The 14,153-nt window shown below is 40.8% G+C and carries 13 protein-coding genes; 4 read left to right on the top strand and 9 right to left on the bottom strand.

Going from position 1 to position 14,153, the window contains the following annotated elements:
- Positions 1 to 3 precede the first annotated feature (3 nt).
- Together fadB and G396_RS0102830 are read left to right on the top strand one after the other, a co-directional pair.
- On the top strand, positions 4 to 2,265 hold the full coding sequence (gene fadB / locus G396_RS0102835) for a 3-hydroxyacyl-CoA dehydrogenase/crotonase FadB (protein WP_028124993.1): 2,262 nt from the start codon (positions 4 to 6) through the stop codon (positions 2,263 to 2,265).
- Positions 2,266 to 2,297: 32 nt separating this feature from the next.
- Positions 2,298 to 3,488 (top strand): thiolase family protein, encoded by a 1,191-nt coding sequence (locus tag G396_RS0102830; protein ID WP_028124992.1) that lies wholly within the window; start codon positions 2,298 to 2,300, stop codon positions 3,486 to 3,488.
- Between the two features lie 181 nt (positions 3,489 to 3,669).
- Here the strand turns inward: G396_RS0102830 and G396_RS09995 are convergent, their stop codons facing one another.
- From G396_RS09995 to rpiA, 4 genes are all read right to left on the bottom strand, one after another.
- Positions 3,670 to 4,905, bottom strand: coding sequence for a hypothetical protein (locus tag G396_RS09995; RefSeq protein ID WP_051221081.1), 1,236 nt, complete (start codon positions 4,903 to 4,905; stop codon positions 3,670 to 3,672).
- 404 nt (positions 4,906 to 5,309) lie between these two features.
- A complete protein-coding gene (locus tag G396_RS10875) occupies positions 5,310 to 5,876 on the bottom strand; it encodes a helix-turn-helix transcriptional regulator (RefSeq protein WP_006418116.1) in 567 nt (188 codons plus the stop codon).
- Between the two features lie 28 nt (positions 5,877 to 5,904).
- Positions 5,905 to 7,209: a pyrimidine-nucleoside phosphorylase gene (locus G396_RS0102815; protein ID WP_028124991.1), complete on the bottom strand. Its 1,305-nt coding sequence runs from the start codon at positions 7,207 to 7,209 to the stop codon at positions 5,905 to 5,907.
- A gap of 2 nt (positions 7,210 to 7,211) precedes the next feature.
- Positions 7,212 to 7,910 (bottom strand): ribose-5-phosphate isomerase RpiA, encoded by a 699-nt coding sequence (rpiA, locus tag G396_RS0102810; RefSeq protein WP_006418123.1) that lies wholly within the window; start codon positions 7,908 to 7,910, stop codon positions 7,212 to 7,214.
- 573 nt (positions 7,911 to 8,483) lie between these two features.
- Between rpiA and G396_RS0102805 the strand changes: the two genes are divergently transcribed.
- Together G396_RS0102805 and G396_RS0102800 are read left to right on the top strand one after the other, a co-directional pair.
- Positions 8,484 to 9,125, top strand: coding sequence for a CpXC domain-containing protein (locus G396_RS0102805; protein ID WP_028124990.1), 642 nt, complete (start codon positions 8,484 to 8,486; stop codon positions 9,123 to 9,125).
- Between the two features lie 10 nt (positions 9,126 to 9,135).
- Positions 9,136 to 9,390 (top strand): glycerate kinase, encoded by a 255-nt coding sequence (locus tag G396_RS0102800; RefSeq protein ID WP_282705424.1) that lies wholly within the window; start codon positions 9,136 to 9,138, stop codon positions 9,388 to 9,390.
- A 76-nt stretch (positions 9,391 to 9,466) separates the two neighbouring features.
- Here the strand turns inward: G396_RS0102800 and G396_RS0102795 are convergent, their stop codons facing one another.
- The 5 genes from G396_RS0102795 to G396_RS0102775 form a co-directional block, all read right to left on the bottom strand.
- Positions 9,467 to 10,447 carry a glycosyltransferase family 2 protein gene (locus tag G396_RS0102795; RefSeq protein WP_028124988.1) on the bottom strand — a complete coding sequence of 327 codons (981 nt, stop codon included), beginning with the start codon at positions 10,445 to 10,447 and terminating at the stop codon, positions 9,467 to 9,469.
- The gene (locus tag G396_RS0102790; protein ID WP_211224443.1) at positions 10,437 to 10,994 is read right to left on the bottom strand and encodes a GtrA family protein; all 558 of its coding nucleotides are present in this window, start codon (positions 10,992 to 10,994) and stop codon (positions 10,437 to 10,439) included. The genes G396_RS0102795 and G396_RS0102790 overlap by 11 nt, the downstream gene beginning before the upstream one ends.
- A gap of 448 nt (positions 10,995 to 11,442) precedes the next feature.
- Complete coding sequence (locus G396_RS0102785) at positions 11,443 to 12,519, bottom strand: ABC transporter substrate-binding protein (protein ID WP_028124986.1); 1,077 nt, start codon at positions 12,517 to 12,519, stop codon at positions 11,443 to 11,445.
- Positions 12,516 to 13,340: an ABC transporter permease gene (locus G396_RS0102780; RefSeq protein ID WP_006418124.1), complete on the bottom strand. Its 825-nt coding sequence runs from the start codon at positions 13,338 to 13,340 to the stop codon at positions 12,516 to 12,518. The genes G396_RS0102785 and G396_RS0102780 overlap by 4 nt, the downstream gene beginning before the upstream one ends.
- Positions 13,341 to 14,153, bottom strand: coding sequence for an ABC transporter permease (locus G396_RS0102775; RefSeq protein WP_006418111.1), 813 nt, complete (start codon positions 14,151 to 14,153; stop codon positions 13,341 to 13,343).

Genomic DNA, 14,153 nt, shown 5'->3' with positions numbered 1-14,153 from the left:
AACATGTCTATTAATAAAGTAACTGTCCTTGGTGCTGGCAATATGGGTAGCCAAATCGCTGCTCTGCTTGTCAATGCCGGACTCCAAGTTAAGCTACTCGATCTTGTTATCGACCAAGAGGATCCAAATAAATTATCTAAGGGAGCTTTTGACCGGATTACTGATAAACGTAAAGGACTTCTTTTCGATGCAAGCTTTGCCAAAAACTTATCTTTTGGTAATTTTGACCAAGATCTTAAAGAAGACGATGATTCTGACTTATATATTGAAGCCGTGTCAGAGGTCCTAGAGATTAAACATGACCTCTGGAAGAATGTTGCCAGCATTGCTAAAGATTCAGCTATCTTAGCCACCAATACTTCTGGTATCCCTATTGAAAAAATTGCTTCCGTTTTAACAGAAGAACAAGCTAGTCGTTTTGTTGGCTACCACTTCTTCAACCCACCTCGTCATATGAAATTGATTGAAATTATCCCTCACAGCAAGACCAGCCAAGCAACCGTTGAACAACTAGAAGACTTCACCAGCCGTAAATTAGGTAAAGGAGCAGTCCATGCTAAAGATGTGTCTGGCTTTGTCGCTAACCGAATTGGGGTTTATGCCTTAGTCGACGCCATGAAACGGGGCGAAGACCTAAGCTATTCTATCACTGAAGTCGATGCTATGACCGGACTTTTCCTTGGCCGGCCTAAGACTGCAACTTACCGCTTAAATGACCTCGTAGGTTTAGATATTGCCATGCACGTAGCTGAAGGACTCCTAGAAGACCCTGCTGAAAAAGACTTCTATGTGGTACCTGAATCCCTAAGTAAATTAGTGGCAGCGGGCGCCTTAGGCAACAAGGTCCAACACGGTTACTACAAACGTGAAGGCAAAAACAACCTAGTTTATGACTTTGAAAGCGGCGACTACCAAGCAGCCTCTAAAGTTGACATTCCATTCTTGAATGAATTAGGTCGTGACTTAAATAAAAACTTAAAAGCTATCTTCCAATCAGATGATCCAGCAGCCCAATATATGTGGGACTCTTTAGGTAATGTCCTTTACTATTCAGCCATTAATGTGACAAAAGCAACCGATGATTATAAAAATGTCGACCGTGCTATGGTTTGGGGCTTCAACTGGAAATTAGGACCATTCCAAATCTGGGATGCGATTGGTTTCAATGAAGTGAAAGACCGTTTGAAAGCTAAATTCGGATCTCTACCACAATGGATTGAAGACCGGAATCAAGGTTTTTATCAAGACCAAGAAGATATTTCTAATGTTGCCGGCCTAAATGACTACGTGAAGGGAACCGTTTGGAACCATGACAAGGTGTCTGATTTATATGAATCCGACAATAGACTCTTAATTTTTGTCTTAAGAACGCCAAACAACACCATTACCCAAGAATTATGTGGCGATATTAAAGAAGCGGTAGCTACCTTAGAAAACGAAGCCTACCGAGGTATGGTGATCTATTCTGAAGGTAAAAACTTCTCCCTTGGTGCTAACTTAGATCAAATCCATGATATGATTAACCAAGGCAAACAAGATTCTGAAATTGGCGACATGATTGACCAATTACATGAAGGCGTGCTAGCCATGAAACATGCCAATAAACCAGTGGTGACCGCTATGCGGGGGATGGCCCTAGGTGGCGGTTGTGAGTTAGTTCTTTATTCCCCATTCGTTGTGGCTGCGGCTGAATCTTATCTTGGTTTAGTTGAAATGGGCGTGGGTGTTATTCCAGCTGGCGGTGGCTTAGCTGAACTAGCTGAACGTGTGTATCTTAAGAATAATGAACGGAGTCAAGAAATTAAAGACTTACAAAAAGCCTTTAATAATGTAATTAATGCTAAAGTTTCTAAAAATGCATACGACGCTAAAGCCATGGGCATTCTCCGCGATACCGATATGATTATTGCTAACGATGAGCTGATTCTAGAAGCCGCTTTAAAGAAGGCTGACCTAGAAGCTAGCTATAACTATGTACCAAAACCAGTGGCAGAATATGCGGTAGAAGGCTCTAACTTCTTTGCCATCGCTAAGGCAGATATCCAAACCTTAACCTCTGGCAACTTTGCCTCTGACTATGACGCAACGATTGCAACCGCAGCTGGTAAGGTATTAGCTGGTGGGGACGTTCCATTGAACACTGTGGTTAACCAACGTTACTTACAAAGCTTGGAAAGAGAAGGTTTCATCGCCTTAACTAAGAATGTAAAGACATCTGAGCGTATCCAACACATGCTTAAGACTAAAAAACCATTAAGAAACTAAGAATACCTGGTCAACTGAGAGGAGATTATTACATGCAAGATGCATATATTGTTGCTTACGGCCGTTCTGCTGTAGGAAAAGGAAGTAAAAAAGGTTCTTTATATTATTCACGTCCTGATGATGTTGCTGCTGAAGTTTTAGAAGGTGTCTTAGACCGCGTAGGCGGTGACTTCAAACCAGAAATGGTTGAAGACCTTATCGTGGGTTGTGCCTTCCCTGAAGGAATTCAAGGTCACAATATCGCCCGGACGATTGCTTTAAGAGCTGGCTTAGACTTAAAAGTTGCCGGTCAAACTGTAAACCGTTGGTGTTCTTCTGGTCTACAAACGATTGCCTTAGCTGCCAACCAAATTATGGCCGGCCAAGGCGACATTATCGCTGCTGGAGGGGTTGAATTAATGTCTACTACACCTTTAGGTGGTAGCGAAATGACTAATAACCCCTACCTTCAAGACAATGGTCCAAGCCTAGGCGACCCAATGGGTGTGACTGCCGAAAACGTTGCGGCTCAATACAACATTTCCGCTGAAGACCAAAATGCTTTTGCAGCTGAAAGCCATCGCCGCGCCCATGAAGCACAAGAAGCCGGCAAATTCGAACGCGAAATTGTACCGGTTCACGCCCAACGTCCTGTTTATAAAGAAGATGGCTCATTTGAAGTGGAAGAATTTATTTTCGACCAAGATGAAGGTATCCGTCCAGGTTCTTATGTAGAAAGCCTCAGCAAGTTAAGAACCATCTTTAAAAAAGATGGTGGGGTAACTGCCGGAAACGCATCTCAAATTTCTGATGGAGCTGGTTTCGTAGTGGTAATGTCTGGCCGTATGGTCGAAAAACTTGGCGTAAAACCAATTGCTAAGTTCATCGGTTTCAAAGCAGTTGGTGTAGACCCATCCATCATGGGGATTGGGCCTGCTTATGCTATTCCTGAAGTTTTAGAATTAACAGATATGAAATTAGAAGATATTGACTTAATTGAATTAAATGAAGCCTTCGCGGCCCAAGCCGTTGCTTCCATCCGTCAATTAGGTATTAATACTGATATCACCAACGTAAATGGTGGCGCCATCGCCCTTGGTCACCCCTTAGGAGCAACTGGTACAATCCTAACTGCCCGCCTCTTGTCTGAAATGGAACGCCGCCCTGACTCTAAATATGGTATGGTATCAATGTGTATCGGCCATGGTATGGGTGCTGCTGGTATCTTCGAATACTTACACTAATTCATAATCTAATAAACAAACCATCTAAAGTAAAGCTTTAAGTAAAAACCGTTTAGAACAAAAAATGTTCTAAACGGTTTTTGATTATAAAAATATAGGTTACTAAAGCTAAAAATCGTCCTTTAAAAAAGGAACCAGACACTTTGTCTAGCTCCCATTCTTTGGTTTAATCTATATGTTTTTAAACCTTTGGCACATTTTGATTAATTGGCCATCTATCAAAACCAGTAGCTGAATATAACATTGGAACCATGTAGACAAATTGACCCGCAACCGGACCTAAAACTGGATGACCCAAGCCTAAATCATTACCAGCAATTGGTAAATATTTATAAACAAATGGCCAAGCAAGACCCCAGATTGTACCTAAGACTAGGACAATGGCTAACTGAGTCAAGATCCGTTTTCCTTCATTGCCACCTGCTTGTTCAAGGCTTGGATAGTCTTCGAAGTATTGGTGCCAAGTCAACATCACGTTAATCCAGGATAAGAAAAAGGCTGCCACCACAACATCAAGCGCAAGGCCTGACACTTCTGCAATACCGCCTAATAAGACATTTGCTGCTCCTCTTAAGAGGAAGGCACCGCCAATAGCAATCGCTAAACCTACTAAACCAGACCAAGGTTGTTTACGTGTTACCAAACGTTGTGGATAACCCGCAAAACCTTCTGCTGGCATCAAGAATAAGAAGATAAAGGCTTGGAACCAAGCATTCGTTCCTACCCAAGAACCCCATGGGTTAGCGGTAATCTCAGTGCCATTAAAAGCTAAAGGATCCAAGAAACCAGGAATCATAATGGCTGCCCAAATTAAAATTGCTAATGCTAGCGATAGGGACCAGTTAATAAAGTTAATCGCCTTAGGTTCATTGGTAAATAATTGGGCTGGCCACTTACCGAATAAAGATACGGATGAAATTTGACCTAAGATTGAAGCTAAAGCAAAGAAGTTGGATGCCGTTAGGCCCTTAATCGCAATCATCGCTTGTTCTTCCGTTTGTGGATTAAAGATATAAGCTAAATTAAAAGGTTTCCAGAAAATTCCTAATAAAAGGCATGAGAATAAGAAACCAATCAATCCCCAAAGAAATGCCTTGCCGACGTAAATAATCCCAACCATGGGTTGCTTGTAACCCTTGTCATATTTATTCGGATTTCCCAGGTTTAAGGCCATCCAAATCCACGGCGTAATCGCCAACCAGAAGAAGGCCCCTTCTACAAAAACTTCACGATATTTATGGGAAATTTCATGGGGTAAGGCGTCTAAGGCAGACCCTGCAATCAGTGTAATAATTAAATTAAAGAATTGAGAAAAAATAATCCAAGCAATACTGGCATAAATAATCATAAATAAAAATAACATGAAACCATTTAATAGTGGATTATCAAATCGACGCTTGGTAACAAATTCAGGCATATAGTTTAACCTTCCTTCTCTAGATTATTTAATTGATCTAATGGCCCTTAAATCAATCATGATTTTGTCAGCGCTTACACCAATAATCATATACAATTATAAAAAAAGTATCAAGATATTATTTATGATAATACTATTAAATTTACTTATAGTATAATTAAGCTATCCTTTTAAGGATAGCTTAATATAAGTTAATTTTATTCACTTTTTTAATAAATTTAGTTTTGAAAAAATATTTTTTATATCATTTTGTGATAGTAATTCAATTTTAACTTTTTTAATCTTTAATTAATATAACTTAGCTATTCTGAAAATATTCAAACAACCAACTACCCTCCTTTATTCTTATAGGTTTAATGACCACAAAAAAAAGAAAACATCCTATAAGAATGTTTTCTTTTTTATTATTCTTCATATTGAACACTGAAGAAACCGCGTCGTTTCACACGAACATCATATTGTAATTGATAATGCAGCTGTCCTGCAGCCATAGCCTGTTTAATCGCCGCCACTTCTGCTTGAGCTTGGTCAACACTCCGGTACCAGGCTAAGTCTTTTTTCACCGCTTTGAAAAAAGAATGCGGTTGTAAGCCGACCAAAAGAGCGTCAGGCTTATAATCAGCATAGGCATATTTCTCAATGATTTCAAAATCGTAAAAAGCTTCATTAACATCTGAGTCTATCTTACTTTGAATCATGATAAATTGTGGTTGGGGTTTGGTTGTTTTGATTAATTTAGCCTGTCCTGACAAGTTAGCCTTTTTGGCTGGCTGCTTCTTTTCCTGACCTAAAATATCATCATAAGATAGGTTAAAATAATCAACTAAAATAGCTAATTTCTCAAAACTTGGTTCAGCTGTCCCTTTTTCATATTTAGAGATGGATTGACGCGTAACCGCCATCACCTGAGCCAAATCCTCTTGGGACATGTCATGTTCTAAGCGAATTCGTTTTAAATTATCCTTAAACATAAATATCCCTCCTTTATCCTATCTTAGTTTAAACATGACCTATCGTATCGATAATTAATGTCGGTTGCTTAACTGTTTCGCCTAGTGTTACTGCGGCCAGAATTTTTTCAATCACATCGTCTACCTGTTCACGGTCAGCATAAATAGTGGCAAGACTTTGTCCTTGATCTACATAATCCCCAATCTTAGCTTGAACCATCAGTCCCACAGCAGGATCAATCACATCGTCTAAAGTATTTCGGCCGGCACCCAATAAATTGGCTGCTACCCCTATATCATGAGCCACCCAATCAGTGACATATCCTGCCTGTGGAGCGGGTACTTCTATTTTATACTTAGCTTGAGGTAACAAGCTAGGGTCATCAGCCACGGCCGGATTCCCCCCTTGAGCTTGGACAAAATCCTTAAATTTAGCTAAGGCAGACCCATCGTCAATCTTAGCTTGTAACATTGCCTTACCCACTTCTAAATTATCAGCAGCGCCCGCTGCAATTAACATTTGGCTTCCCAAAACTAAACATAGGTCGGTTAAATCTTGGGGACCATGACCTTTTAAGGTATCGATCGCTTCTTGAATTTCAAGGGCATTTCCGACTGCCCGGCCTAAGGGTTGACTCATATCAGAAATCACTGCCAAGACTTGACGGCCTACAACTTGGCCAATCGATACCATGGTCTGGGCTAATTCACGGGCTTGGTCCACATTTTTCATAAAGGCTCCATCGCCGACCTTAACATCTAAGACAATAGCATCCGCCCCAGCCGCAATTTTCTTACTCATAATGGAAGAGGCAATTAAGGGAATCGATTGGACCGTTGAAGTGACATCCCTCAAGGCATACATTTTCTTATCCGCAGGCGTTAGGTTACCTGTTTGACCCACGACCGCTAACTTATTCTTATTAACTAGTTTAATAAAATCCTCTACCGGAACTTCAGTGTGGAAACCAGGAATCGCTTCTAGCTTATCAATGGTCCCACCAGTATGACCCAAGCCACGACCAGACATTTTAGCAACTGGGACACCACAGGCAGCTACTAGAGGGGCCAAAATAATAGTGGTAGTATCTCCCACTCCGCCAGTGGAATGTTTATCTACCTTAACCCCTTCAATCGCAGACAAGTCCATTTGGTCACCTGATTCAGCCATAGCCATGGTGAGCCATCCCGCTTCTTCTTTAGACATTCCTTGGAAATAAACCGCCATCATAAAAGCAGCCATTTGATAATTAGGAATCGTTTCATTGGTAAAATTAGTCACGATATATTGGATTTCATCCTGAGTCAAGGCTTGGCCCATTTGTTTTTTCTCGATTAAGTCAATCATTCGCATGGTTAAACGCTCCCGTCTAATTTTTTATGGTGTTCATCAATATTACCATCACTGGTTCCCACAATAATCATATCTGCAATATTAAGAAAAAGGCCGTGGTCTACTACCCCAACCATATTTTTTAATTCAAAAGCCAGTCGTTGAATATCATCGGTTGGACCGAGGTGAAGGTCAATAATATAGTTGTCAGCATCGGTACAATAAAGTTTATCCTTACCGGCTTTACGAAAACTAGGATTCATACCGGCCTGATGGAAGGTCTTAAATAGTTTCCAGGCACCAAATTTAATCACTTCAACTGCAATTGGAAAGGCCCCCAGTTTATCTTTTATCTTATCTTGAGACACAATCCAAATTACCCTGTCACTATAGAGAGACAAGATTTTCTCATAAAGGAGGGCGCCACCACCACCCTTTATTCCATTAAAATCTAGGGTTGCTTCATCAGCCCCATCCACTAGGAGATCAACTTTTTCAACATCATCAATACGGACCATATCAATTCCAAAGTCTAAACCGAGCTGAAAGGATTCTTTGGAAGTGGCAACTGCACGAATTGCCTGTAAGTCCCCATTAGCAATTTGCTGTCCTAATTCTTTTATAAAATAATAAGCGGTAGATCCCGTCCCTAAACCAACCACCATGCCATCACGTACATGGCTCACGGCGTACTTACCCGCATTTTCTTTCATATTTACCATTGCTTCACCCCACTCGAGCGTCATTATAGTTATAGAGATTATAACATAAACCATTGGCTGGCTACATTATCTTGCATAAAAAGGGAACGGACTAGAAGTAGAAAATCTCAGATTTCCGCTTCATCTATCCGCTCCTGCACAGCTGATAAAGAGGGTGCAGTCACATTGTGACGCTATTTCCCTATAAATATTCCTGCAACTAAATATATTTTTTGAATGAATCTAAGAATGAACTTATGAACTTACTCACTCAATGATTCAAACAAATGCTCTCTAAGCAATTACAATCGGTCTCATCATAATATTGTTCTCCTTAAGTTGGTGCCATCTGTATCTGACTGCCTTTTATTGCAAGGCGCAACATCTTAAGGTGCTTTTCTCAATAAAATTATCATACCCTATCTAGAATGCGGTTTCAATATAGTTTTTAAGTCGCCTAATAAGTAAAGAAAATCTCTAAGCAAGACAGAGTGAGACAAAACTTAGTTACACTGATATAGCAACTAAGTTTTGTATGTAAAAAAAGCTTAAATTATGATAGGCTAAATATATCTATTATCTAGGAGGCGGCTTATGTCTAAAAATATTGAACTACGGTGTCCAGTTTGTGACCATCCCAGTCAACAAGAACTAGAAACATACATTAACACTCGTGAAAATTCCCAAGCAGTTGCAGATTTAAAAAATAACAAACTCTTTCTTTTCGAGTGTGACCAATGTGGTGCCAAACGGCAATTAGAAAGCCAATTTGTTTACCATAACCCTGATAAAAATTATTTGTTAATCAATTATCCTGGCCTTTACCAAAACCAAGAACAAGCTCTAGCTAGAGGTCAGGTCATCCTTAAGGAAAAAATTAGCGATCCAAGGAGCTACCAACTTCGCTTAGTCCCTAGCCTAGCCTATTTGGTCGAAAAAATTCAAATTTTTGAAGATGATTTAGACGATCGGATTGTTGAGATTGTCAAACTTTTAACCGACGGGCTCTTGGCCAAGGAAAAACAAGATGCCCAAGTGCAGGGACGGTTCTTTTACAAACAAGGAGACCAACGAAAAATACTGTACCTTTTGAGTGATGATCAAGTTCTGGTCGACTTCAATCAATCTTTAATGGATTTTGCTATCGATAAATTTAAAAAAGCAACCACTGCAACGGTGAAAGGACAATGGCAAGTAATTGACCAAGCTTATGCAGAACAGCTATTAAGTAAATAGAAAAGGTAAAATTGATGGTCAAACGCTCTTTGGTAAAGCGCCCATGGGGGTCGCCCACCTTGCCAATAAATACAAATTCCCCCTAATTGGGATTGCCGGTCATCTGGGCCAAGACCTAATTCCCCTTTACCGGGCTGGTTTTACTGCTCTCTTTTCCATCAATCCCAGACCTCAGAGTCTTGCCCATGCCCTGAACCTAGGGCCTAAGAATCTAGAAACTTTAGCCTATAATTTGGGCCGTTTACTCACTAAGACCACTCATTAAATCATAAAAAAGCGGGAGCAAGACTTTTAGTCCTACTTCCGCTTTTTATTTTCTTTATTTTAACTTACTTATCTTCTTATACTTCTTCAGTATCCAAAAGACTATCAGAATCATTTAAGACGGCTTCTTTAATAATATAAAGAGGGCGTTGTTTGCTTTCGATAAATATTTTACCGATGTATTTACCTAGAATACCTAGGCATAGTAACTGCATGCCACCCAAGCCTGAAACCAGGACAACCAAGGTGGGCCAACCCGCAACGTCACCGCCAAACAAGATAGTCCGAAAGAAGATATAAGCCCCATAAATCAAGGCAAACAAGAAAGAGATAAAACCTAAGACACTAGCAATGGTCAAGGGCATATCAGAAAAAGAAATCAAGCCTTCGACGGCATACGACACCAATTTTTGGAAGGACCAGGATGACCCACCCGCTGACCGTTCCACATTGGGATAGGATATATAAGCAACATTAAAGCCCACCCAGGAAAAAATCCCCTTGGAAAAACGATTAATTTCAGGTAAGGAAATCACCGCTTGGACAACCTCTTGAGTCATCAAACGAAAGTCACGTGCCCCTTCTTCTAATTTAACATCAGAAATCAAATTATTCAGCTTATAATAAAGGTTGGCAAAGAAAGACCGAACGGGCGGTTCCCCGGCACGGTCCTTCCGGCGAGTTGCCACCACATCATAATTCCCACTTACCAAAGTTTCATGCATCTCTTTAAGTAGTTCCGGTGGATCTTGCAGGTCGGCATCCATGAGAGCCACCCATTGACCCTTGGCAACCTCTAAGCCCGCTTTAATTGCCGCTTCCTTACCGAAATTTCGTGAAAATGAAAGATAGGAAATCCTTTTAGGGTCAGTTGCTTGCAAGGTCTTCATCTTTGCTAAGGTTTGGTCCTTAGAACCGTCATTGACCAAAATAAGTTCTAGATAAACTTGACTAAACTCAGTCTGGAGCTTTTTGATGGCTTGGTAAAATAAATCAAGACTGACTTCCTCATTATAGCAAGGAACCACAATACTCATTGTTTCTGCTTTAATCTTCATGCAGGGATGACCCTCCTTCTAAGAGCAACTTCCTGGTCACAAAGTTAAAGACCATAACCACACCCGTGACTAGGATTTTGGCAATATTAGGGATAATTTGAAGAGTTTCCACACTAAACCGCATTAAGACCACATTCAGAATTAAACCAATGATGGATAGACCCACAAAAATCATAAATTCCCGGTGGCGATCTTCCTTAGCATATTTACTTTTAAAGACATATTTCATGGAAGCCCAATAGTTGAAGATAGTCGATAGGGAAAAAGCAATCACCGTGGCTACATTGTAATGCCAACCTAAAAGATTATAGATAAAAACAAAAATCATATAATCAATGACAGTCGCAATCACACCCACAATAGCAAAATCCATTATCTGCTTGATTAAGTGCTGGATAGTTTTCAGAACAATCCCTCTTTCTAAATAAAAATGGGCGGGATGATTAGCAAGGAAATTTTTCTTTCCCGCTTGCCCCGCCCTCCTAGCTATCATTAAAATAGAACCCATTTGTCCGCAAACCAGAGTAATGCTTAAACCGGCAGGCATAGGGGGCTGGGCAAAAAAAGCCCAGTCCCGCTTCAATTAATTAAATATAAGTAAATTATCGCAGTGGTTTGCTGTGGTTCTTGGAGTGAAACGACTTAGAAACACAGTAGTTAAGCGAAGGGATAAGCCTAACTTCTATGTAGCAAAGCGATGTGTTCCACCCTAGTCAAGAATGCACTGGGCGGGTAATCAAGGCAGCTGAGCTCACTTGTTCACTCAGCTACTGGATCACTATGTCGCTTTGCTCCGAGTGCTTCAGCAAGCAAAAATCAAAGATTTTCTACTTCTTGCCCGCTCCCAAGTGCGGCAGTTCCAAGGCTTCCCCCAAGACATGATTGAGTAATTCCAAGCGAAACACAGCTTTCCTTTTACACAATACCGCTTTTAAGTAAAGCTTGGCAAGTTTTTTGATAGTCATGCCTCGTATTTATTTCCAACCCTTTACGGATTACGATTTTGGTTCAATTTTAACTTCTAAGAAACGATCATTATATTCAATTAACTTGGCTTGACCTAAGTTTCGGTAGACTTCTAACTTATCCATAATCGCTTGGTCGGGATAAAAAGCCTTATCATCCGTAATTTCTTTAGGTAGGGCCGCTTTAGCTTCCATATTCGGCGTAGCGTAACCAACATACTCAGCATTAGCAATCGAAGCTTCTTTGGAAGTAAGAAAGTTAATTAAGGCATAGGCTCCTTCTACATTATCAGCAATCTTAGGGATGGCAAAGGTATCCAACCAAAGATTAGACCCCTTTTCCGGAACCACGTAAGCTAAGTCTTCATTTTGATCCATGGCCGTAGCGGCTTCTCCGGAGAAGGTCACTGCCAAAGGCACTTCGCCCTCAGCAATATGCATCTTAATTTCATCAGTAATTAAACCGACCACATTCGGCATGAGGGTTTTCATCTTGTCAGCCGCTGCCCGGATATGGCTTGAATCTATATCATTCAAGGAGTAACCCAGACTTTGCAAGCCAATCCCAATCATTTCGCGGGCCCCGTCAATCATGAGAATTTTGCCTTGGTAGGCTGGATTCCAAAGGTCGGCCCAATCGTGGATAGAACCTTCTTCAATCATTGAGGTATTGTAGATAATGCCTAAGGTGCCCCAGAAATAAGGGACTGAATATTGATTTTGGGGATCATAGGCTAAGTCCAAAAATTGAGGGTCAATTTGAGCTAAATTCGGTAATTTACTATGGTCCAAAGGCAAAAGGAGGTCATTTTCTTTCATGGCCTCCACCATGTATTCAGAAGGGACTATCACATCATAGTTTGTCCCTCCTTGTTGAACCTTGGTCATCATGGCTTCATTGGAGTCAAAGGTTTCATAGATTACCCGGTAGCCCGTTTCTGATTCAAATTCATCAATCAGGGCTGGATCAATATAATCACCCCAATTATAAAAGTTAATCACATTAGCCGCATCATTGGCCGAGCCAGCTTCCATTTGGTGACGGGCTAAGAACAAGATTGCCACGAGTAATAGGGCTAAAGAAACAAAATTTCTTAAGAGTTTCATGAACGCGCCGCCCCCTTCCGTTTTAATTGTCGGTAGCTAGACCGTTGTTCGGAAACTTGTAAATAGTAATATCCCGATACGAGGAGCAATGCCACGATAAACATTAAGGCTGATAAGGCATTAATTTCCAGTGAAATCCCAGTCCGGGCCCGGGAATAAACTTCCACCGACACTGTAGAAAAACCGTTTCCGGTTAAGAAGAAGGTCACGGCAAAGTCATCCAAGGAATAAGTAAAGGCCATAAAGAAACCAGCGATAATCCCTGGCGTTAAATTCGGAAGCAGCACTCGGGTCAGAATTTGCCAATAATTAGCGCCTAAGTCCTGGGCCGCGGTCACCATATTCAGGTTAAGTTCATACATCCGAGGTAGAACCATCAAGACCACAATCGGGACCGAAAAGGCCACATGGGCAATCAAAACCGTCCAAAAACCCATTTTAATTGGAATTAAAGAGGTAAATAAAATCAAGAAGGAAGCCCCAATCATAACATCCGGGGTCACCATTAAGACATTATTTAAGTTCAACAAGGCGGCCCGGATTTTTTTATGCCGGGTATAATAAATCGCAATGGCGCCCGCCGTCCCGATCATGGTGGCTAATAAGGCAGATAAGATAGCCACAATGAAGGTGTTGAGGATGTAGACCAAGAGCCGGGTATCAGCAAAGAGAGTTTGATAATGTTCCCAGGTAAAACCAGTGAATTGGCTCATGTTTCCACCGGCATTAAAGGAATAGAAAATCAGGTAGGCAATCGGAATATACAGAATGACAAAAATTAGAATTAAATACAAGTAGGAAAATTTAAACTTTTCTTTCATTTAATCTTGCCCCCCTTGTTCATGGCGGTCACGGGTTAAGTACATGATAAGGATCATAGCCAAGAGTAGAATTACCCCAATGGTCGCCCCCATCCCCCAGTTTTGCGTGACGAGGAAATGTTGTTCCACTGCAGTACCTAAAGTAATCACCCGGTTCCCTCCGATTAAACGGGTTAACATAAAAAGGGATAAGGAAGGGATAAAGACCGCTTGAACGCCAGACTTCACCCCGCGAATTGATAGGGGGAAAATAACTTTTTGTAGGCGTTTCAAGGAATTGGCCCCCAAATCCAGTGACGCTTCCATCAAGGAATCAGGAATATCATCAATGGAGTTAAAAATCGGTAAGACCATAAAAGGCAATTCTACATAGACCGCCACTAGGATAAAGGCGGTATTGGTAAAGAGCAATTGAACATCATAGAAACCAATGGCTTCTAACCATCCTACAATTGGACCTGATTTGGATAGGATCCCAATAAAAGCATAAATTTTGAGCAAAAGATTAATCCAAGTGGGCAAAATGACTAAGAGCAGCCACAGGTTTTTACGTTTAGTTTTGGTCAAAAGATAGGCAAAAGGATAGGCCAATAAAAGCGTGATAGCGGTCACCAAAAAGGCTGTCACAAAAGATGAAACGGTCATAATCAGGTAATTAGCTGAGGTGAAGTAATAGAGATAATTATTTAAGGTAAAATGGCCCTCAATATCAAACAGTGACCGGTATATCAGAAGTAATATCGGTGCAATCACGAAAATGGCAATCCATAAATAATAGGGAATAGCCAAATAATGATTATTCTTACGGTTCAT

It is taken from the genome of Eremococcus coleocola DSM 15696 (assembly GCF_000428865.1).
Classification (GTDB): domain Bacteria; phylum Bacillota; class Bacilli; order Lactobacillales; family Aerococcaceae; genus Eremococcus; species Eremococcus coleocola.
The sequence above is the reverse complement of the archived record's forward strand: the minus strand, read 5'-3'. Positions and strand labels throughout refer to the sequence as shown.

Excerpts from the sequence above, each read along its gene's own strand:
- G396_RS09995 (WP_051221081.1), bottom strand. The coding sequence starts at position 4,905 with ATGCCTGAATTTGTTACCAAGCGTCGATTTGATAATCCACTATTAAAT.
- G396_RS0102795 (WP_028124988.1), bottom strand. The coding sequence starts at position 10,447 with ATGAAGATTAAAGCAGAAACAATGAGTATTGTGGTTCCTTGCTATAAT.
- fadB (WP_028124993.1), top strand. The coding sequence starts at position 4 with ATGTCTATTAATAAAGTAACTGTCCTTGGTGCTGGCAATATGGGTAGC.
- G396_RS0102780 (WP_006418124.1), bottom strand. The coding sequence starts at position 13,340 with ATGAAAGAAAAGTTTAAATTTTCCTACTTGTATTTAATTCTAATTTTT.
- G396_RS0102775 (WP_006418111.1), bottom strand. The coding sequence starts at position 14,153 with ATGAACCGTAAGAATAATCATTATTTGGCTATTCCCTATTATTTATGG.
- G396_RS0102830 (WP_028124992.1), top strand. The coding sequence starts at position 2,298 with ATGCAAGATGCATATATTGTTGCTTACGGCCGTTCTGCTGTAGGAAAA.
- G396_RS0102790 (WP_211224443.1), bottom strand. The coding sequence starts at position 10,994 with ATGCCTGCCGGTTTAAGCATTACTCTGGTTTGCGGACAAATGGGTTCT.
- G396_RS10875 (WP_006418116.1), bottom strand. The coding sequence starts at position 5,876 with ATGTTTAAGGATAATTTAAAACGAATTCGCTTAGAACATGACATGTCC.
- G396_RS0102815 (WP_028124991.1), bottom strand. The coding sequence starts at position 7,209 with ATGCGAATGATTGACTTAATCGAGAAAAAACAAATGGGCCAAGCCTTG.
- G396_RS0102785 (WP_028124986.1), bottom strand. The coding sequence starts at position 12,519 with ATGAAACTCTTAAGAAATTTTGTTTCTTTAGCCCTATTACTCGTGGCA.
- G396_RS0102805 (WP_028124990.1), top strand. The coding sequence starts at position 8,484 with ATGTCTAAAAATATTGAACTACGGTGTCCAGTTTGTGACCATCCCAGT.
- rpiA (WP_006418123.1), bottom strand. The coding sequence starts at position 7,910 with ATGGTAAATATGAAAGAAAATGCGGGTAAGTACGCCGTGAGCCATGTA.